The sequence below is a fragment of the Acidimicrobiia bacterium genome (genome assembly GCA_016650365.1).
Classification (GTDB): domain Bacteria; phylum Actinomycetota; class Acidimicrobiia; order Spongiisociales; family JAENVV01; genus JAENVV01.
In genome coordinates this window covers 1-19,819 of sequence record JAENVV010000006.1, presented here as the reverse complement: position 1 = coordinate 19,819, position 19,819 = coordinate 1, and the positions used below count along the sequence as shown (strand labels likewise).

Genomic DNA, 19,819 nt, shown 5'->3' with positions numbered 1-19,819 from the left:
GGCGAGGAGCAGTCAGGCGATCGCACCCGATTCACGAAGTGCCTTGATCGCCGAAACAGACAGGCCCATGTCTGCGAGGACCAAGTCGGTGTGAGTACCCGGCCCGGCAGGAGGAGCTGGCGTAGCCGACGGGGTCCGACTGAATCGGGGGGCAGGGGCCGGTTGCGTGATCCCATCGATGTCGACAAAGGTAGACCGCGCCACATTGTGAGGATGCTCAGCCGCCTCGCTAAGCCGAAGAACCGGCGCAACACACGCATCGGTACCATCGAAGACCGCCACCCATCCTTCCCGGGTTTTCTCGGCAAACCGTTCGGCGAAGGCCCGGCGCAGATCTGGCCATCGCGCCGCGTCGTGCTGAGCGGGGAGATCGGTTTCTGACAATCCGAGGCCGTTGAGAAGCGCCTGATAAAACTGCGGCTCGATGGCTCCTACCGCCATATAGAGCCCGTCTGCCGTCGCGTACGTGTCGTACCAGGGCGCCCCGGAATCCAGGAGATTTGTGCCTTTGCGATCAAGGTCCCACAAACCGGCTGCTGCCAAACCGTAGACAAACGTGGAGAGGATCGACGAACCGTCCGTCATCGCGGCATCGACGACCTGGCCCAGTCCTGACTCCCTGGCCTCGAGCAGTCCACAAACCATCCCGAACGCCAGCAGCAGGCCGCCCCCTCCGAAGTCGCCGACGAGGTTGAGCGGCGGTACCGGCCTTTCTCCTGCCCTCCCAATCGCACCGAGAACGCCCGATATGGCAATGTAATCGATGTCATGCCCGGCGGTGTGTGACAGCGGGCCGTTCTGCCCCCACCCGGTCATCCGACCATATACAAGACCGGGATTGCGTTCCCAACACAAATCCGGCCCAAGCCCGAGCCGCTCGGCAACCCCCGGCCGAAATCCCTCAATAAGCCCATCGGCCGCTTCGATCAGTTTCATCACGACTTCGACGCCATCAGGATGCTTCAGATTCACTGCGATGGTCCGCCGCCCACGGTTGAGAACGTCATACGAGTTCCAGTTCGATCTGCCTACCTGGTCGGGACGATCCACCCGGACGACCTCAGCTCCCATGTCGGCAAGCATCATTGCGCAGAACGGACCGGGGCCGATGCCGGCAAGTTCGACGATCTGGACCCCGGTCAATGGGCCAGCCATCAGCCGAACACTCGATCAGCAGCCTCTGCGAGACGAGAGGACCGTCGCAGCAAGATGGGCGCCTGATCCGGATGGGTAAGAATGTATGGATCGTTGTTGATGACGGCCTTGACGACCAGCGCGGCGACTTGGTCAACGCTGATGACGCCACCTACGAGGTTGGCAGTGACATCCGGGGCGGCGACGTCGTTGACGAGATCCGCCGGTCGCATCCGGACCGAGTTTTCGCTGATCGGCGTGTCGACCACCATCGGGCATAACACCGAGACACCGACACCAGCCGGTGCCAATTCACGGCGGAGCGATTCGGAAAGACCAACCACCGCGAACTTAGACGCGCAATACACGCTCAGATTCTCCATCCCGACGAGCCCACTCATCGAAGCGGTGTTGACGATATGGCCGGAGCCTCGCTTGATCATGGCAGGCACAAAGGCTTGCAGCCCATTGAGAACTCCCCAGAAGTTCACCCCCATCGTGAATTCCCAATCTGCGTCGGTCGCTTCGACAAACGGACCGAAAACCGCCACGCCGGCGTTATTGAAGAGAAGGTCACATCCGCCCAAATCCTTTTCCACCATGCCTGCCAATTCGGCAACCGACCGCTTGTCTGTCACGTCGGTCGGGTGACCAAGCACCTCGATACCCGCCTCGCTGAGTTCGCCGACTTGTTGGGCAAGGGCGTTCCGGTCGAGGTCGGCGAGCACCACCCGGGCTCCTCGTCGGCCGAGCGCTTTACCGATCCCAAGGCCGATTCCGCTGGCCCCTCCGGTGATCACGGCAGTCTGGTTTTCGAACATTCCTGTTCCTCCTGAACGTCAAACCGACGCTAGCGGAGTTCTGGCCCGATCCGACCCGGGCCGCCCGCATGACCCTCGCTGATCGGATAGCGATCGGCGGAGAATCTGTCGGTGGGCTTCCGACGTAGACTATGCCCGTGCCGCTCACCGACGACCTTCCCGCCGATGCATTGAGCAACTGGCAGAAGATCACCCGGGATTGGGACGGCGACCGCGATGCTCTTGTCCAGTTCCAGCTGAGGTTTGATCTCGTCTATCCGACGCTGGGCAGGCTGTTTACCGAGGTCTACGGAGATCGCCCTGATGTGGCCGAACAGTTCGACGAACTCCTCGCACTGGCTGCCAGGTCATACGCCAGGCGTTCAGCAGATCTCATCGCGCTGGATGTGCAGCGCGAAGAGAACCCGCACTGGTTTGAATCCGGGGAGATGCTCGGAGGCGTGTGCTACGTCGACCGTTACGCGAGAGACCTCGACGGCGTGCGCCAGAAGATCCCCTACTTCCGCGAACTGGGACTCACGTATCTGCATCTAATGCCGCTTTTTGTAGCACCCGAGCCTCATTCGGACGGGGGTTATGCGGTGTCGAGCTACCGCGAAGTGAACCCGGTTCTGGGCGACATGGCCACATTGCGCCAGCTCGCCACCGAACTCCGAGCGGCGGGGATTTCACTCGTGGTTGACTTCGTTTTCAACCACACCTCGAACGAACACGAATGGGCGAGACGGGCTATCGCCGGGGAACGCGAATACGAGGACTACTACTGGATCTTCCCTGACCGTCAGCTCCCAGACGCCTACGAAGAGACGGTCAGGGAGATCTTTCCTGACGACCACCCTGGCTCTTTTGTGCAGCTGCCGGACGGGCGGTGGATCTGGGCGACCTTCTACCAATTCCAGTGGGATCTCAACTATGCCAATCCCGCCGTGTTCCGAGCGATGGCTGGCGAAATGCTCTTCCTCGCCAATCAGGGAATCGAAATTCTTCGGATGGATGCTGCCGCCTTCATCTGGAAACAACTTGGAACCCGGTGCGAGAGCCTGCCCCAGGCGCACACCCTCATCCGGGCGTTCAACGCCGTCTGCCGCCTCGCCGCACCATCTCTCGTCTTCAAATCCGAAGCGATCGTACACCCAGACGAAGTCAAGCAGTACATCCACCCGGCCGAGTGCCAACTCTCGTACAACCCACTGCAGATGGCGTTGATCTGGGAGTCGCTCGCCACCGGGCAAGTCAGCCTGCTGGCCCAGGCACTCGACCGGCGCCACACGATCCCGGAGGGCACGGCCTGGGTCAATTACGTACGGAGTCACGACGACATCGGGTGGACGTTCTCCGACGAAGACGCCGCCGCTCTCGAAATCAACGGATATGACCACCGTCGTTTCCTCAACGCTTTCTATGTGAACCGGTTCGATGGGAGCTTCGCCCGCGGCGTCCCGTTCCAGGAAAACCCGCGGACCGGTGACGCACGGGTGGCCGGCACGACTGCATCCCTCTGTGGGCTCGAACAGGACGCGCCATTTGCGATACGTCGGATCCTCCTTACGCATTCGATCGCGCTCAGCACCGGCGGGATACCGCTGATCTTCCTGGGAGATGAGGTCGGTCAACTCAACGATTACGGCTACCTCGACGACCCCGAACACGCCAAAGACAGCCGCTGGGTCAACCGGCCGCCTTTCCCCACAAAACGATACGCCGACCGGCACGACCTCTCCACGTCGGCCGGCATGACCTACGCGGGCCTCCACCGACTGATCGAGCTGCGGCGCGCCACACCGGAGCTCGCCGGCGGACGGCTCATCGGTTTCCATACGAACAATCAGCACATCCTCGGCTATCAGCGGCCAGGCGAGTCGTCGGTCGTGTTGGTCCTGGCCAACTTCGACGACGCCGACCATGTGGTGAGCGACGAGACCCTGGCCGGATTCGCACCGGACGCACTCGACCTCATCTCCGGCCAGCCGCGGTCACTCGACGCTGGGGTGCGGTTGGGACCATACGAGTTCACATGGCTTCGGGTAACCCCCGACCGATAACGGCGGGAAGTCAGATGATTACTTCAACGGATCTGACCGCCGTCCGAGATCGGATCCTACGACTCGCTAGCGCCATCGGCGGGCGTTTCGCGGCTGGATGGCTTCGGTTTCCGTCGGGGGGTCAGGCCGTCATCGGTCAGACGCGAGGCAACCACTTCATGCTCCTGAAAATACGCAGAGACAAAGGCCTGCATGATGGCAACGAGCGGCAGGGCCACGATCGCCCCGAGCGCTCCCATCAATGAGATGCCTGCCATCACGGCCGCAAATCCGACCGCCGGATGGAGCGACATCGTCGAAGCGGTGATGCGTGGTGCGAGAATCAGGTTTTCAAACTGCTGATAGAGCACGAGCACGATGAGCACGGCTACCGCTTGACGCCAGTCGGTGAGCAATCCGATCGCTACGGGCAGGGCCGCTCCGATGAACGCTCCAACAGCAGGAATGAATTGTGACATCACCCCGACCCAGATTCCGAGCGACAGCGGGTTGGGGAGACCGATAATCGCCAGAGCAATCCAGGTAAAAGCCGAACTCACCAACGCCAGGAGCAGGCGGCTGTAAACGTAGCTACCCGTCTTATCGATGGCCAGCTCCCAAATACGCATGACCTCGGCCTGTCGCTCACCTTCGAAGCGAGCGAACAACGAACGACGGATATTCGGTCCATCAGCCAGCAGGTAGTAGGTGAAGAGGAGCACCGACAACAACTGCACGATGAAATTGCCGATAAACGACCCCGCGCCCATGACCCGGAACAACACGTCGTCGACGTACAGGCTGGCATTGTCTGCCAGACCGGTCGCCCAGCTGAGGATCGTGTCGCCGGTGAGTGCGACTCCAAATCGTTTGTCGGCAAAATCGATCGCCGACTCGACAAAAGCCGGAAGTCGTTCTGAAACCACCCCGATCTGGGTGGCTACCGGAGGAATCATGATGGCCACAAACCCGAACAGGAAACCGACGAGGACCATAAAGACGGCGAACGTCGCGAGCGGACGTTTCCATCGGCGGCGAACCAAACGAACCACCGCCGGCTCCAGAGCGAAGCTCAGAAACAACGCGACGAACATCGCCAGGATGATCGAGCGAATCTGGACAAGCATCCACAGCGCCGCAGCAATCGCCAAAATCGTAAAGACGGCCACGGCCGCCGCTCGAGGAACCCATCCAGGCATGTCGTGGAGACGGCCGCGTTCGGCCCCCGGTCCCAGAGTGTCGTCTACATCGTTTTCCACATCAGAACCTTAGCCAACGACAAGATCACTCGACGAGTCCTGAACCGTTCGGCTATTTCTCGATTGGTGCACCAACCAGGTTCCCCCACTCCGTCCAGGAGCCGTCATAGTTACGAACGTTGGTGTGCCCCAGGAGTTGAGTGAGCACAAACCAGGTGTGCGACGACCGCTCCCCGATCCGACAATAGGCGACGATATCATCGTCAAGTCCAAGTCCCAGTTCGCCCTGGTAGATGGCTCTCAGTTCGTCCGCCGACTTAAACGTCCCATCGTCGTTGGCCGCCGCCTTCCACGGTTTTGACACCGCGCCCGGGATGTGGCCACCCCGCATGGCACCCTCCTGCGGGTAATCCGGCATATGCAGCTTCTCCCCCGAGAACTCTTCGGGTGATCGGACGTCGACGAGCGGTCCCGACGTGGCGAGGTGGGCCAGGACGTCATCACGGAAGGCCCGGATCGGCGCATCATTCCTGACCGGGACCGGGTAACGGACCGGAGTCACCGGCGACCCATCCGTCGTCATAGGGCGGCCTTCGGCGACCCATTTCATCCGACCGCCGTTCATCAACCGTGTATCAGGGTGGCCGAACAAACTGAACACCCACAGGGCATAGGCGGCCCACCAGTTGAAGTTGTCTCCGTAGAAGACAACAGTCGTCTCGCGGCCAATGCCTTTACGTCCGACCATTTCGGCGAATCGATCGGCATCGAGGTAGTCACGGACCAGTGGATCGTTCAAGTCATCGTGCCAGTCAATCTTGACCGATCCCGGGATATGGCCGGTGAGGTAGAGCAGGACATCTTCGTCGGTTTCAACAATCACCACGTCGGGGTCGTCAAGGTGGTCAGCCACCCACTGGGTCGACACAAGTTTGCTGGGGTTGAAATACTGAGCGTGTTCGGTGGCGCTGTCGGCAGAAACGGTCATAGTCGATCCTCGTAGTGGCTTCTCCATTAACACTACCCCGGTAGGACAAATTCATCCAGGCGGCTCGGCCAGAACCTTGATCACCTGTGCGTCGGTCACCTCGGCGAACTCCTGATACCACTCGCCAACCGATCGGAACCGGGCTGGGATACGTGGACAAACCACCTGGTCGGCGAGGTCGGCTACCAGGGCGAGGGCGTCGCCTGCTGCGACAGGAACGGCGACCACTACCCGGGCAGGCGATTGGGATCTCGTCGCCTGAATGGCGACGCGCATCGTGGCCCCGGTCGCCAGTCCATCGTCGACCAGAACAACGACTCGTCCCTCCAGGTCGAGTTGCTTCGCACCGTATGCCGCCTCCCGCCTTTCGAGCTCCCTACGCTCTCGAGTCGCGACGAGATCCATCTCTACAGCCGACAGCCTTGAGGCTAATTCCGGATTGAGCACCATGAAACCACCAGAGGCGATGGCCCCGAAGGTCAACTCCGGTTGGGTCGGCACCCCGAGCTTGCGAACGAGGAGCGCGCCAGGTCGAACACCGCACGACACAGCGACTTCCCTCGCACAAATCACGCCACCTCGTGGCAGACCAAGGACAACGGTATCGGCAGGCAGTTCTGCAGAAGCCAGGTGGGCGGCCAACACCCGGCCAGCCTGGCGACGATCTCGATAGAGCTCCATGCCGCCAGTCAACCATCCTGATCGTTCGATCGGAGTCGATGCGGCGAAGGAATCAAAACGGACGGTCTCGTCGTAAACTGGTTCCATGAGTTATCCAGCCAAGCTGCAACGCATCGTCGACTTATTCGCAAGTGCTCCCAAGGAGATTCGGATCCAGGCCCTTCTGGACTACTCGAATCGGGTTCCGCCGTTACCGCCGCGTTATGCCGAAAACCGCGACAGCCTTGAACAGGTCCATGAATGCCAGAGCCCTTTCTTCCTCGCTACCGAGGTCGATAAGGACGGAGCCGTCACCATGTTTTTCGAATCCCCCCTTGAGGCCCCAACGGTACGCGGGTACGCGGGCATCCTTGCCGAAGGGCTCAATGGCGAGCAGGCAACCACCATCCTCGAACTGCCGAACGATTTCTACTACGGCATCGGACTGGAGGACATCGTCACGCCCCAGCGGCTGCGAGGCATGGGGGCAATCGTCGCCCGATTGAAGCGCCAGATATCCGATCAGCTTGAGCTGCCAAGCGGGGCCGCACCTTCCCGGCCGAGCGAGGAAGCCGAATGAATCTTTCTGGCACTTCGGTCATCATTACCGGTGGAGCATCCGGCCTCGGAGCCGCTACCGCCCGCCGGGTGGCCGGTAGCGGTGCGAAGGTCGTCATCGTCGACCTCCAGGACGACCTGGGAGGCACCCTGGCCGAGGATCTTGGTGGCGCCTACGTGCACGCTGACGTAACTCAGGAGGATCAGGTGAAAGTTGCGGTCGATGCGGCCGTCGAGATGGCCCCCCTATTTGGTCTCGTCAACTGTGCCGGCATCGGACCTCCGGCGCGAACGCTCAATCGGGATGGTGTCCCTCACGATCTCGACCTGTTCCGGAAAGTCGTCGAGATAAACCTGCTCGGCACCTTCAACACGATCCGGTTGGCGGCCGCCGCCATGGCAAAAAATCAGCCTCAGGATTCAAATGAGCGGGGAGCCATCGTCAACACCGCCTCCGTTGCGGCGTTTGACGGTCAGGTGGGGCAGGCCGCATACTCGGCATCCAAAGGCGGCATTGTGGGCATGACCTTGCCCATCGCCAGAGATCTTTCCACGATCGGCGTTCGAGTCAACACGATCGCTCCCGGCATTATCGACACTCCTCTCCTGGCGGGCCTGCCCGAACCAGCCCGTCTGTCGCTGGCCGAACAGGTCCTGCACCCAAAGAGGCTCGGCTTTCCTTCGGAGTATGCCGACCTCGCCCTGTTTCTGCTGAATCACTCCTACATGAATGGTGAATCGATCCGCATGGATGGCGGCATCCGGATGGCCCCGAAGTAGGCCATGAGTCAACCGATTGGAATTTTCGACTCCGGTCTCGGAGGGCTATCGGTCCTCCACCACGCCAGGCATCTGTTCGCCAACGAACAATTCATCTATCTCGCCGACCAACGCCGCGCTCCATATGGCGATCGCACTCGCGAAGAGGTCTTCGACTACACCGTCATGGCGGTCGACCGGTTGCTGGCGGCTGGCGTCAAGGGCGTGGTCATCGCCTGTAATACGGCCAGCGATGTGGCTCTCGATCGAATGCGGGAACGACATCCGGCCATGCCGTTCGTTGGTATCGAGCCGGCAGTGAAGCCGGCCGTCGCGGCGTCCCGGACCGGAATCATCGGGGTTCTCGCCACGAGCGGCACCGTGAATGGTGAGCGGCTCCGCTCGCTCATTAGGAAGTACGCCGGCACGAGCACGATCCTGACCCAGGCTTGCCCTGGACTCGTGGAACTGATCGAAGATGGTCTGGGAGATAGCCGGCAAACTGAAGCCTTGCTGCGCGAGTACGTGACTCCCCTCGTCACGGTAGGTGCGGACACCCTGGTCCTCGGCTGTACTCATTACTCGTTGATCGCAGATCATGTGGCCAAGGTCGCCGGGCCGGGGGTGGCGATCATCGATCCCGCCGAGGCGGTCGCTCGTCAGATCGGCCGCACGATACGACTTGACGGAGCTGAGGGCGGGATCCGATATGAGACGTCGGGCGATGCAGTCCGTATGCGACGCCAACTCAGCGAAATGTTTAGCGAAGACGCCGCGGTCTACCCGGCCCCCTGAACCGTCCGGATGTACTCAACCAACCCGCGGATCTGATCCTCAGTGAGCTGATTTCGAAAGGACGGCATCCTGGCGCGGCCGGTGGTGATAGTCGTGAGCAATGACTCGTCCGGCTTGGACGCCGCTTCCGAGTCAGGACCCAGCGACGGGCCAACTCCGCCGTCAAGGTTGATCCCATGGCACCGGGCACACACCTGCTCAAAAACCTCTGGCCCGGTCGCGTTTGGATCAACCGACGTACAAGCAGAGACAACCAGTAGCAAGGCGGCGAGCAGGAGACCGAGGCGCATCGTCGAGGAGTCTAGATCGGACCGTTCGACAGGCCAGGGACCGAAAGGTTCTAGAGTCACTGGTCGCATGTCCGAGACAGAACAGTCCAAGATCCCCGTTATCGTGACCGGATTCGTGATGGGCGCCGCCGACCTCGTTCCGGGAGTGTCGGGCGGAACCATCGCACTCGTGTTTGGAATCTACGATCGCCTGCTCAACGCCATCATCTCTATCGGGGTGACCAGCGGTCGTCTCATCGTCAAGCGCGAGTTTCGCGAATTCGCCCGCACTATCAGCCTTCCGTTCCTACTCACCCTGGCGGCCGGTATGGCCACCGCCATTCTCACGCTGTCGGAACCACTCGGCCGACTCCTCGACGACCCCGATGGTCGCATTGTCCTATTCGGTTTCTTCTTCGGCCTGGTGGTCGCCAGCGTATATGTGATCGGGCGAAGAGTGACGTGGAAGCCGCCGATTGCCGTCGCCTTCATCGGGGGCGCCATCATCGGACTCGTGGTGGTCCAGTTAACCCCGACGACCGGTTCCAAGGCGGCGTTCGCGACGTTCGCCGCTGGAGCCATCGCCATTTGCGCGATGGTGCTCCCTGGCATCTCCGGCTCATTCATCCTCGTCATACTTGGTCAATACGACAACATTCTCGACGCGGTGCGGACCAGGGACTTCGGCACGTTGTTGATCTTTGTGAGCGGTATCGTGATCGGACTTGGCCTGTTCGCCCGGCTGTTGCGAAGGCTGCTGAATACCCGGGCGGACCTGACCCTGGCCATCCTGTCCGGGTTCATGGCGGGCTCACTCTGGAAGATTTGGCCATGGCGAATCTGCCAGACCATTGGTGCAGATGGACACTGTGTTACCGATTCCCTGACGAGCCCAATCCTCAATTCGCGGGCCGTTTTGGCAGTCGGGTTGGCTCTGGTCGGTGCGGCAGTTGTGGTGTCAGTCGACCACGCTGTGCGCGCACCAAATAGAACTGCTTGACACTGCGCGATCGATGCCGATACGATGATCAGGTACCGGAGCAATCCGGTGCAACCCCCAAAAAGGGCGAGCAGTTGAGCACGGTCTTACCCTGGCGCCGTACTCGCTACGACTCTCGCTTGGCTCCTTCGGGAGTAGAGGCTCCGGAACCCCCAACCGGAGCCTCGTTTTTTAATGCCGGCTTTGTCCTGGTGCCAAGGTCGAGGCCCTATCGGGAAGGTCGACGTCCGGCGTTGGAAAGTTCCTCGTCACGAATCGACCCAACCGGGATCGGGTTGTCGCCCCATTTTGGGCGCCCGAACAGAATGGCATGAGCGATGTCTTCAGCGGGTATCCAGTAATCGTCGGCGGCGATCCGGTCAGCCAGTTCGCTCAGTCGCCGGGTCCACCACGTGGTCGAGTCTTTCTTGTGCACTCAATACCATCGGCAGGCGATCGCGGGTAATTAAGGAAAACCCTGGCGGATTAGAGAGTTTCCCAGCGGCCTTCGCGCATCACGGCGAACGCGACGACTTCCACGTCAACCTTGTAGTCGCCGGTTTGGATGAGGCCACGCAACTCGCCTATAAGAGCCTTGCGTTCGGCGGGAGTCGCCATCGGAGACAGGTGGGGGCCACCTTCAAAAGGATCGACGTCCGAGAACGGATCCGCGCCCAACATGTCACCTGAAGCCCCCATACTCCCGATATCCTACCCGAGACCGATCCAATCGCCTAGGAAGAATCCCACTTGGCGCCTCACACCGTCCGGTTCGTCCCATCCCACGATTCGGGTAACCCGCGTCACCTCCCACCCCTCGGGCCGATTGGCAGTAGCCTGAACGTATGACCGTTGGAGTACTTGGTGCAGGATCCTGGGGCACGGCCGTGGCCGCCCTGGCCGCTGCCAAGAACGACACGCTGTTGTGGGCCCGGCGCCCCGAGGTTGCTGAAACCATCAATCGCATCCACTTCAATCCGGACTATATGAGCGAGTTCTCTCTGCCCGAATCCCTGGTGGCGAGTGCGGACATCAGGCACGTTGCAGCCAACTGCGAGATTCTCATTATCGGAATTCCCTCGCACGGATTCCGTGACATCCTGGAGCAGACCGCCGCGTCGATTCCCGACTCGATCCCCATCTTGTCCCTCACCAAGGGCATTGAAGCCGGCACCCTCATGCGAATGACCGAGATCATTGCCGATGTGCTGCCCAACCATCCACGGAGCCACATCGGCGTCCTTTCAGGTCCCAACCTGGCGAAGGAAATCATGGCGGGCGAGCCGGCCGCCACGGTCATCGCGCTGCCAGACGCAGCCCTGGCCGAAGAAATCCAGACCCGGTTCATGACCCCAACCTTTCGCGTCTACACAAACCCTGACGTGGTTGGTTGTGAAATAGCCGGTGCCTGCAAGAACGTCATGGCGATCGCGTCAGGCATGGTCTCGGGCCTTGGCTTTGGCGATAACACCCGGGCAGCACTCATCACTCGAGCCCTCGCTGAGCTGGTTCGCCTCGGCATTGCCGTTGGCGGAAATCCATTGACGTTCGGGGGGCTGGCCGGAATCGGTGACCTCGTGGCGACCTGCTACTCATCACAGAGCCGCAACTACACCGTCGGGCATGGCCTTGGCGAAGGCAAAGCCCTCCAGGACATCATCGACGAGATGAATATGGTTGCCGAAGGGGTGAAGTCAACGTCGGGTGTTCTGTCGCTGGCCGAACGCGAGAACGTCGAGATGCCCATAGCTGCCGAAGTGGGTCGGGTACTTTACGAGGGTGCCGATCCGAAAGACTCGATGATGGCCCTGATGGGTAGAACGGCCAAGTCCGAAGGACATGGCATCTTCTGATCAGCCGCCAACCACGATCGTGGCGCCAGTGCCAGGGTCTTTGTCGAGGATTATGAGATCCTCGATACGGTCCTTCATGTCAGGTACGTGACTGACGATGACAACGAGGCGCTCATCATGACCGGCCACCAACAACTCGATGCCTGCCATCGCCAGGTCGAGATGCTCGGCATCCAGGGATCCAAAACCTTCGTCGAGGAAGAAGGCGTCGAGCCGACCACTTCCCCTGGCAACCATCTCGGCCAACGCCAGGGCCAACGCGAGTGACGCCAGGAATGTCTCACCGCCTGACAGTGATGACGCCTTGCGGACCAGTTCGGCCGCGTTGAGGTCGAGAATGTTGAACTCTCCTCCATCAGAGAACCGGTACCGCCCGCCGGATAGCTGTTCGAATTGTTCGGAAGCCACCGTGGCGAGCTCGGCCCGCTCTTCTTCCAGCAGGTAACCGAGAAACCCCCCTGGCCGCAGATCCTTCGCCAGATCGTCGTAGAGCCCGACCACCGATTCTCGCGCCGTGATCTGTTCATCGAGCTCGGCCGACTGGGCGAGCCGTTCTTTACGAAGATCCAGTTCCCGCTGGGTGGCGGCCACGGCTGCCACTGCGTTGGCGAGTGCCTTCCCGAAGTCGTCGTCGGGCGACAGCCCGACAGACTCCATGGCTTCGGCACGCCCTCGGGTGGCACCGGCCAGACCGGCGACGGCCAGCTCACGCTCCTTCGAAGCCTCTTGTTGGTTCCGCACCCAGATGTCACGGACCAACGCGAGGAGCTTCTCGGTTCCGTCCGCATCAACGACATCGTCATGGTCGACCTGGAGCTGGGAAGCCAAGGTGACGACGACCGAGGCGAGGGCACGGAGATCGGCTTGCGCCTTTTCTACCGCTCCGGCGCCATGCTCGACATCGCTCCGCGCTCCGGCCAAGGCAGCTTCGAGCTCATCTATCTCGTTCGTTGCCGCTTTGAGTGTCGCTTCGACCGTAGCCAGCCGGGCGATCGGTTCTTCGCCGAGGACCTCGGACAACGTGGATTCGATGCCGACGACCATCGCGGCGGCCGCAGCTTTCGAATCGGTGGCGGCCGCTACCGACGCCTTCGCCTCCTCCAGTTTGGTAATCGCATTGGTAACCGCTTCGGTCGACCGAGCTGCGCCCGCCAGGGCAATCTTTTCCGAGCCGACGGCTTCTTCGTGGACGCGGCGCGCCGTGTCCCGATCCGTTTCGAGTTGGTCGAGAGCGACCCGCTGGCGACCTGCTTTGGGCAACTCGGCGACCGGTTGGGCACAGACCGGGCATTCATGACCGACGGCCAGGTCAGCCCGGAGTGTCGCAGCCATGTCGGCATGTTGGCCCTCGTGGACAGCTTGTTCGGAGCCGCGCAACGCATCAGACGCTGTAAGCGTCACCGCCGCCGCCGCCTGAGCGCCCGCGACCGCTTTATCCGCCTCGGCCCGGGTCTGAGTTACCAGGCTCTCAGCCTTCTCAAGGTTCGACCCGGCCATGCTCAGGCGTTCCACCTCCCGCTCGCGTGCGGCTTGCGCATCGTCGTACCGCGCCGCTTGCTGGCGGACCACCGCAAGTTGGGCTTCACCGCCGACCGATTCCAGGGCGTGCGCGCGTTTCTGTCTGGCGGTCACGCTTGAGGCTGTAAGTGATTCCAGGTGCTTTTTGGCGAGCGCCAGCTCGGCTTGTCGGGCGGCATGTTCGCTGAGGATCTCCCGACTTCTCCCGGGGTCGGGCATCCGGGCGGCAATGGACTTTAGGGCGGCTGTGCGCTCATCGGCCTTCTCGATTTTCGCTTGCTCCGCCTGGCGTTGCTGATCGGCTTCGGCAAGATCAGCTTCGACGAGCCACAACGACTCCAGCCGCTTGGTGGCGTTTTCGAGTGCCTCCTCGGCCCGAGCGGCCAATGCGCGAACGTTGTCAAGGTCCGCCTTTCGGCGACCGAACTCGTCGAGGTCACGTTTGGCCTCGTCTCGAATACGTTTGGCGACCGCCTCCATGACATCGATCTTGTCGAGCCCGAACACCCCCTTGAGGGTCTTGTCCCGATCGGCGTTACCCGCTTTCAAGAAGTCGGAGAAGCGACCTTGGGCAAGCATGACCGATCGGTTGAATCCATCGAAATCGACTCCCAGAATCTCCTCGATGCGAGCGTCGACGTCCCCCTTGCCGAGAATCGTCTCAAGTGGCTCGCCATCGGGATCATCCGGGTCGATGCGATAGAGGGCATGGGGGCTCTGCCCTCTCCGCCGGAGCGCCCTGACCGATTTCCATCGGATTCCTTCGACGTCGAACACCAACTCGACCTTGCCCACATCGGCGCGCTGGTGAATGAGCGAACGCTGATTGGCCTTTTCAGTGGGGGTTTTGCCATAGAGGGCAAAACAGACTGCGTCGAGAATGGTCGATTTGCCCGAGCCGATCGGGCCGACGATTCCGACGAGGTGGCGCCCGGTCCAATCGATCTCGACCTCGCTGGCATAAGAGCGAAAGCCGTCAAGCTTGAGCGTGACCGGTCTCACTCCTGGCGCCCAGCTTCGTCAAGAACGGTTCGGAATGCAGTCAAAAGTTCATCGGACGGCTCGGCCCCAGTCCGTTTGGTCACGAAGTCTCGATACAACTCGTCCCACGCCAGTCCGGACCGCGCCGGTCGATCGACTTCGGCTCGAGCATAGGAGGCAGCGACCTTCACCAGGAATGGGAAGTGCTGACGGGCCCGATCGGCCAAGCCCTGATCAGGACCGTTGGTTTCGACGGTGAGATCAACGAAGGCATCGACGAGATCGGGCCGTTCGATGAGTTCTTCCCATCGGCCAGTCGCCCGCATCAGGCGCCGGCCGCCGGACAACGGGACCGAGCGAACCGAGGCCGGTAAGCCAGGTTCGGCTTCAACGATGACGACCCTCTTGCGCTCTCCTGCCTCGCCAAAATCGAGTTCGAGGAGGGACCCGGCGTACTCGGCCGGAACCTGGGCCCCCGGGATCGGCTGCGGTGCATGGATGTGGCCCATCGCCACATAGCTCAGGGAGGTCGGCACTGCTTGGGACGTCGCTGAATAGGCCTCACCCATGTGCAACGCCCGTTCCCCTCTGGGCCGTCCGTGCCCGCCCACTCGCACACCAGTCACCATAAAGTGAGCGACCAACAACGCCACCCCATCAGGTCCGGCCAACTCCGATGCCCGGGCGGCATAGGCCGTCGTGATCTGGCGGACCCGATCGGCATAAGTCCCGTACCAAGAACCCATTTCCTCCATGAAGTCGACAACTCTCCCTTCACGCAGGAATGGAAAGCAGCCAATCGCCGCGTCTCCATTGCGAGTCGTAACGGCGAGGACTCCCCCTTCCTCGGGTCGCTTGACGTCTCCAACCAGCCTGATTCCGAGCGGAGCCAGCAACGGATCGAGTACTTCAAACAGAGGACCTGAATCATGGTTTCCCGACACTGCCACCACCGGACGGGTCCCATCGCCCGACAGGTCGGTCAGTGTCTCGACGACCAGCGCGAGCGCGTCCATCGGGGGCGCCGCCCGGTCGAACAGGTCACCTGACACGAGTACCAAATCGACGTCTTCGGCATCGGCCACCCGCACGACTTCACCAAGCACATCGCGGTATTCAGCCATACGGTCATATCGGCCCAGCTTTTTGCCGACATGCCAGTCGGAGGTATGGAGGATCTTCACCGCCTAGAGACCCACGAACGGATCTACGTCCTCGCTGACCTCTTCCCTACGGGTTGCCCACGGTGGGAACGGGAAGTTGACAACCAGCGGAACCGGAATGGCTGGTTGAGAAATGACCATGGTGCCTGGTTTCAGCAGGCGCGCCCTCGCCCTGGTCGACGGAAGCATCCAGCCGTACTCCGAGCGTTCGGCTTCGGCGGCGTCGAGCCGGCCCGCCACCCGGATGGCGGCATTCTCCATGACCTCCTGGGCGATCCGTGAAGCCGTCTGTTGGGCGCCGACCAGGAGCACCCCGAGCGACCGACCGCGCTGAGCAATATCGATCAGCATGTCTTTGAGCGGGGAGTTGCCCTCCCGGGGTGCGTACTTGTTCAGTTCGTCAAGAACCACCACCGAGAGGGGGAGTCGTTGGCCGGTCTGTTCTTTCTCGGCAAACGTTTCCTGGAGCAAGGCGCCCACAACGAATCGCTGGGCCAGGTCGTGGAGCGATTGGATCGCCACCACCGTCACCTGGGCCGTAGCCCGATCAATCCGATGCGAATCACCGGCCCGGATGAGTTCGCCCAGTCGCGACTGGGCGGCATACAACCGGCGCATGAATGCCGAGACGGTTCCGCCCTGCACTCTTCCCGACCAGGTTCGGTCCGGTTCTTCGCCATCGGGGGGATCGAGAAACTCTTCGAGGGACTCGACAAGACTCGGCAGGTCTTCGATGATCCGCTCCCCTGGCTCCAACTTGACCTCGGCGCCGCGCCGCCAGCCCCCGACGGGTGGTTGGCGGATGACGACGGCTCCTGGCCGGCCGACCACATCAACCGCCCAGCGCTGCAACTGGGATCTGACCCGTTCCTCCACGAAGGACAACTGATTACGACTGTCGCCGGCGTCGGTAAACAGGAAGCGCAGCAATCCTTCGTCGATGAATTCGCGGGGCGTCCATGCGAACGGTTGTACCCCTTCTTGTCTCCCTGCCACATCGGCCAGGAGTACGTCCCCGGACTTCTTGCGGGGAGGCGCCCAAAATCCGACCGAAGGAAAGGGGGTCGGGGCGACTCCGAGGGCTTCCCACTTGGTTCGAGCATCATCGTCAAAGAGCACGTTCGGTTTGTCGAGCCACAACAGGTCTTCCCCTTTGACGTTGAACACGAGCACTCGCATGTTGGCGCCGCTCTCGCCGACGATGTCCCGACGTCCGGTCAGCATCCGGAGGAAAAACAGCGCGAAGGAGGTCTTGGTGGCGACTCCCGAGATCCCCGATATCGACATGTGCCCGCCCTTGCGACCATCGAAGAAGTCAAGATCTACGTATAAGGGCTGACCATCCCGGCCGATCCCAACCGGCAACGGGCGGCCCATTTCGTCGGCGTACAAAGCCTTGTCTCTGGCCTCGCCACTGGCCCGCTCGACCAGTTCGCCTGGATCGGGAGAGACCCAGACCTCCGGGTCGACCCGGGTTACCTGCACCTGGGCGGACCGAACTTTCTGAGCCGGCAAAATGCCGTGCTCGGCAATCCGAAAGGTATCGGACTCGTATGAAGCCCCTTCATAGACCGCCTCGGACTCGGTCACGATGCCATACGTGGCAATCTCCCCGGCCTGGGGCACCTGGGTTCTCACGACGACCAGATCATCGAGTTGCAGGTACTGGTCGTCGTCAAGGACTACCCGGAAAACCTGGGTTGACGTCTTTTCCGTTCCAATGACTCGCCCGACGCTCATGCGGCTCCGTTTGTCGACTGACCAATACTCTCCCGCAGGGCACGATAGACCAGTCCGGGGTCGCCCAGGTTGCGCCGGAGTTCACGCTCGAGTGCACCGATCGGCACGAGATTCTGTGGAGCCCGGGGATCAACGTGCAGCGGCGGGGCGGTTTGCGGAAGCAGGACGGCCGCAATGTCGGCATAAATAGCCGCCTGTTCAATTCCCAATGAGGCGGGAACCTCGCACCGCACTACCCCGGACCACGTATGGCCACCAGGTATATCGGCCAGCTTGAGATACCAGGAATACCTCGCATAAATGTGACCATCCATGAGGAACATCGGGGTCCGGTCCCCGGCCAGCAGTTTCCGCACCGCCTCGGTCTCTTCAAGGCCCAGGTAATTGACCCGGTGGGTTTTGATGTACCCGATGACGGATTGGGGCTTCAGTTCGTTGATTGGACCGTCGGCGATCACCAGATGCCCTTCGGCCGCCAAACGGGAAGAGAGCACAGCTTCGGCTTTCCGCATCCGATTATGGAAATGCCGAACCAACTCGGCCGGGTCGGTACCCGCCACCGACACTGCCTCGTACTTCAAGTTTCCGACGGGAGGAACGTCGACGACCCGACCCGACCCGATGACGGCCAATCGCTCGATCATGATGTCCCCAAACGTCGCCCTTGGGACGCTTCGATCCCAGTGCGTCGCACCAACCCCGAGCGAACCACAGAGGCCCGGAATCGGTCCTTCCGGTTCGTCAAGCGTCAAGCGAGCATCGACGCGTCGGACTCCATCGACAAAGCACACCGCCTCGACCGCATCGGCAACGGAGGACTCCGGGGTGATCGGCCGCCAGTCGGTTGTTTCAACAGTCGGATCTATGACCGACTCGCTCGGAGCAAGCGAAGGATCGTGCTCGATCGGTGCTCCATATTCGGGGGCCCAACTTTCAACGTACAACATGACGCCGATCGTACCGTGCCCCTGTGACAGTTTCGGCGCGGCGTTCGTTCCCAACGGGTGAATTGGCCCTCTATCGAATGGGTACGACCTTCAGAACAGCTTCGGAAGTGGTGATGTACCTTTCACCATCGGCTCCCTGACCGAACGACGTCACGGCCGATCCGGCCGCCCAACTGGTCGCCGTAATCAGTGACGGCGGTGGGATCATCAACAGGAAACCCACGGAGATACCCGCCGCAGTAGTCCGAGTAGAAATACGTTCCAACCAGCTCCGGAATGGCTTCGCCCCGATACACGATGCCACCGGTTATCGAACACGAACCGGAGTCCCCATGAGAAATCTCAAGGACCGGGAACGTCAAGCCGACAGTGTCACATCCCGACGAAGGCGAAAAACAATGGAGACCTTCCGTAATGGGCCACCCGAGGTTGGCGCCTCCGGTCTCCGTCTGAATGACGTCGATTTCTTCGTACGTGTTTTGGCCGACGTCAGCGATAACCATCAACCCACTCAGGTTGTCAATCCAGAAGCGCCACGGATTTCGGAGTCCCCATGCCCGAATCTCCGGCCGGGCACCGGCCAGGTCAACGAACGGATTGTCGGCAGGAATCGTATACCCGGCCCCGTCGGTGAGTGACAACCGCAGGATCGAGCCGAGCAGCGATTCACGGTTCTGGCCGTTCCCGAATCGGTCGTTGGCTCCGCCACCGTCGCCGAGTCCGACAAACAGATGACCGTCGGCGTCGAATTGGATCATGCCACCATTGTGGTTGCCGGCAGGTTGCTCGACCCGCAGAACAATCTGTTCGCTATCGGGATCGGCGATCGTCTCGTCGACGGTAAAGGTCGACACCACGGTGTTGCCATCCCGGTCGGTGTAGTGGACAACGAGTAGCGAACCCGGTTCATACAACGGGTGGAACGCCGCCCCGAGGAGGCCCCGCTCTCCGTCGTTGAGCACCCTGTCACGAATGTCGAGCACGGGTGCGCCTCCCGCAATCGAGACGATCCTCCCGGCCTTGTCGGCCACGTACGTATCAGGACCCGACGAGAAAACCAGTACCGGGAAGACCACGTCAACATCGACAGGTTCGAGCGCCAGGCCCAACAATGGTGCCACTGTCGTAATTGGCGTCGATGTTTCCGGGTCCGTGGTCGTCGGCATAGGCAACGTCGAGAAAGGAATCGTTGATGTTGATCCGTCTGGCGGGGTCCCACCTTGGGCAGTAACCGGGATCGGTGCGAGTTCGCCGGTGGCACACGCCGATAGAACCACGGCCAGGGTCAGCAACATGTACCGCACGATTCAACGCTACCGGATGGCAGGCGCTACCAACCGCTCGACCCGCCGCCCCCACCGCCACCGCCGCCGACGCCGCCGCCCCCGCCAAAGCCACCGAACCAGGAGTTGGTGTCCCTCGACCACGACTGAT

19 protein-coding genes are annotated in these 19,819 nt (G+C 61.5%); 6 read left to right on the top strand and 13 right to left on the bottom strand.

The window, feature by feature from the left end; all coding sequences use genetic code 11:
* Positions 1-12: 12 nt before the first annotated feature.
* Together JJE47_00565 and JJE47_00560 are read right to left on the bottom strand one after the other, a co-directional pair.
* Positions 13-1,155, bottom strand: coding sequence for a CoA transferase (locus tag JJE47_00565; GenBank protein ID MBK5265902.1), 1,143 nt, complete (start codon positions 1,153-1,155; stop codon positions 13-15).
* Positions 1,155-1,955, bottom strand: a complete 801-nt coding sequence (locus JJE47_00560; GenBank protein MBK5265901.1) for an SDR family NAD(P)-dependent oxidoreductase — start codon at positions 1,953-1,955, stop codon at positions 1,155-1,157. Before JJE47_00560 ends, JJE47_00565 begins: the two co-directional genes overlap by 1 nt.
* Positions 1,956-2,086: 131 nt before the next feature.
* Here JJE47_00560 and JJE47_00555 point away from each other — a divergent pair, with 131 nt between their 5' ends.
* Positions 2,087-3,997 carry a DUF3459 domain-containing protein gene (locus JJE47_00555; protein MBK5265900.1) on the top strand — a complete coding sequence of 637 codons (1,911 nt, stop codon included), beginning with the start codon at positions 2,087-2,089 and terminating at the stop codon, positions 3,995-3,997.
* 56 nt (positions 3,998-4,053) lie between these two features.
* On the opposite strand, the gene JJE47_00550 is transcribed toward JJE47_00555, so the two are convergent.
* The 3 genes from JJE47_00550 to JJE47_00540 are packed head-to-tail and all read right to left on the bottom strand — an operon-like array spanning position 4,054 to position 6,844.
* Positions 4,054-5,235, bottom strand: a complete 1,182-nt coding sequence (locus JJE47_00550) for an AI-2E family transporter (GenBank protein ID MBK5265899.1) — start codon at positions 5,233-5,235, stop codon at positions 4,054-4,056.
* Between the two features lie 52 nt (positions 5,236-5,287).
* On the bottom strand, positions 5,288-6,163 hold the full coding sequence (locus JJE47_00545) for a sulfurtransferase (GenBank protein MBK5265898.1): 876 nt from the start codon (positions 6,161-6,163) through the stop codon (positions 5,288-5,290).
* Between the two features lie 51 nt (positions 6,164-6,214).
* On the bottom strand, positions 6,215-6,844 hold the full coding sequence (locus JJE47_00540) for a phosphoribosyltransferase (GenBank protein ID MBK5265897.1): 630 nt from the start codon (positions 6,842-6,844) through the stop codon (positions 6,215-6,217).
* An 85-nt stretch (positions 6,845-6,929) separates the two neighbouring features.
* On the opposite strand from JJE47_00540, the gene JJE47_00535 reads away from it, so the two are divergent.
* From JJE47_00535 to murI, 3 genes are read left to right on the top strand one after another with little or no spacing between them, the layout of a single operon-like run.
* Complete coding sequence (locus JJE47_00535) at positions 6,930-7,403, top strand: SufE family protein (protein MBK5265896.1); 474 nt, start codon at positions 6,930-6,932, stop codon at positions 7,401-7,403.
* Positions 7,400-8,161 carry a 3-hydroxyacyl-CoA dehydrogenase gene (locus JJE47_00530; GenBank protein ID MBK5265895.1) on the top strand — a complete coding sequence of 254 codons (762 nt, stop codon included), beginning with the start codon at positions 7,400-7,402 and terminating at the stop codon, positions 8,159-8,161. Before JJE47_00535 ends, JJE47_00530 begins: the two co-directional genes overlap by 4 nt.
* A 3-nt stretch (positions 8,162-8,164) precedes the next feature.
* Positions 8,165-8,935 (top strand): glutamate racemase, encoded by a 771-nt coding sequence (murI, locus tag JJE47_00525; protein ID MBK5265894.1) that lies wholly within the window; start codon positions 8,165-8,167, stop codon positions 8,933-8,935.
* Here murI and JJE47_00520 read toward each other — a convergent pair.
* Positions 8,920-9,225 (bottom strand): cytochrome c, encoded by a 306-nt coding sequence (locus JJE47_00520; GenBank protein MBK5265893.1) that lies wholly within the window; start codon positions 9,223-9,225, stop codon positions 8,920-8,922. The two genes, murI and JJE47_00520, sit on opposite strands and share 16 nt — an antisense overlap.
* Positions 9,226-9,292: 67 nt before the next feature.
* Here JJE47_00520 and JJE47_00515 point away from each other — a divergent pair, with 67 nt between their 5' ends.
* Positions 9,293-10,204 carry a DUF368 domain-containing protein gene (locus tag JJE47_00515; GenBank protein ID MBK5265892.1) on the top strand — a complete coding sequence of 304 codons (912 nt, stop codon included), beginning with the start codon at positions 9,293-9,295 and terminating at the stop codon, positions 10,202-10,204.
* Positions 10,205-10,412: 208 nt separating this feature from the next.
* On the opposite strand, the gene JJE47_00510 is transcribed toward JJE47_00515, so the two are convergent.
* Positions 10,413-10,619 (bottom strand): hypothetical protein, encoded by a 207-nt coding sequence (locus tag JJE47_00510; protein MBK5265891.1) that lies wholly within the window; start codon positions 10,617-10,619, stop codon positions 10,413-10,415.
* Positions 10,620-10,669: 50 nt separating this feature from the next.
* Positions 10,670-10,882, bottom strand: coding sequence for a flagellar biosynthesis anti-sigma factor FlgM (locus JJE47_00505; GenBank protein ID MBK5265890.1), 213 nt, complete (start codon positions 10,880-10,882; stop codon positions 10,670-10,672).
* Positions 10,883-11,028: 146 nt separating this feature from the next.
* On the opposite strand from JJE47_00505, the gene JJE47_00500 reads away from it, so the two are divergent.
* Positions 11,029-12,036, top strand: a complete 1,008-nt coding sequence (locus JJE47_00500; protein MBK5265889.1) for an NAD(P)-dependent glycerol-3-phosphate dehydrogenase — start codon at positions 11,029-11,031, stop codon at positions 12,034-12,036.
* Here the strand turns inward: JJE47_00500 and JJE47_00495 are convergent, their stop codons facing one another.
* The 5 genes from JJE47_00495 to JJE47_00475 all read right to left on the bottom strand — a co-directional run bounded on the left by JJE47_00495 (position 12,037) and on the right by JJE47_00475 (position 19,689).
* Complete coding sequence (locus tag JJE47_00495) at positions 12,037-14,556, bottom strand: SMC family ATPase (GenBank protein MBK5265888.1); 2,520 nt, start codon at positions 14,554-14,556, stop codon at positions 12,037-12,039.
* A complete protein-coding gene (locus JJE47_00490) occupies positions 14,553-15,719 on the bottom strand; it encodes an exonuclease SbcCD subunit D (GenBank protein ID MBK5265887.1) in 1,167 nt (388 codons plus the stop codon). The genes JJE47_00495 and JJE47_00490 overlap by 4 nt, the downstream gene beginning before the upstream one ends.
* Positions 15,720-15,722: 3 nt before the next feature.
* A complete protein-coding gene (locus JJE47_00485; GenBank protein ID MBK5265886.1) occupies positions 15,723-17,438 on the bottom strand; it encodes an ATP-binding protein in 1,716 nt (571 codons plus the stop codon).
* Positions 17,435-18,385, bottom strand: a complete 951-nt coding sequence (locus tag JJE47_00480; protein MBK5265885.1) for a hypothetical protein — start codon at positions 18,383-18,385, stop codon at positions 17,435-17,437. Before JJE47_00480 ends, JJE47_00485 begins: the two co-directional genes overlap by 4 nt.
* A 122-nt stretch (positions 18,386-18,507) precedes the next feature.
* Positions 18,508-19,689, bottom strand: coding sequence for a PQQ-dependent sugar dehydrogenase (locus tag JJE47_00475; GenBank protein MBK5265884.1), 1,182 nt, complete (start codon positions 19,687-19,689; stop codon positions 18,508-18,510).
* Between the last annotated feature and the right edge of the window lie 130 nt (positions 19,690-19,819).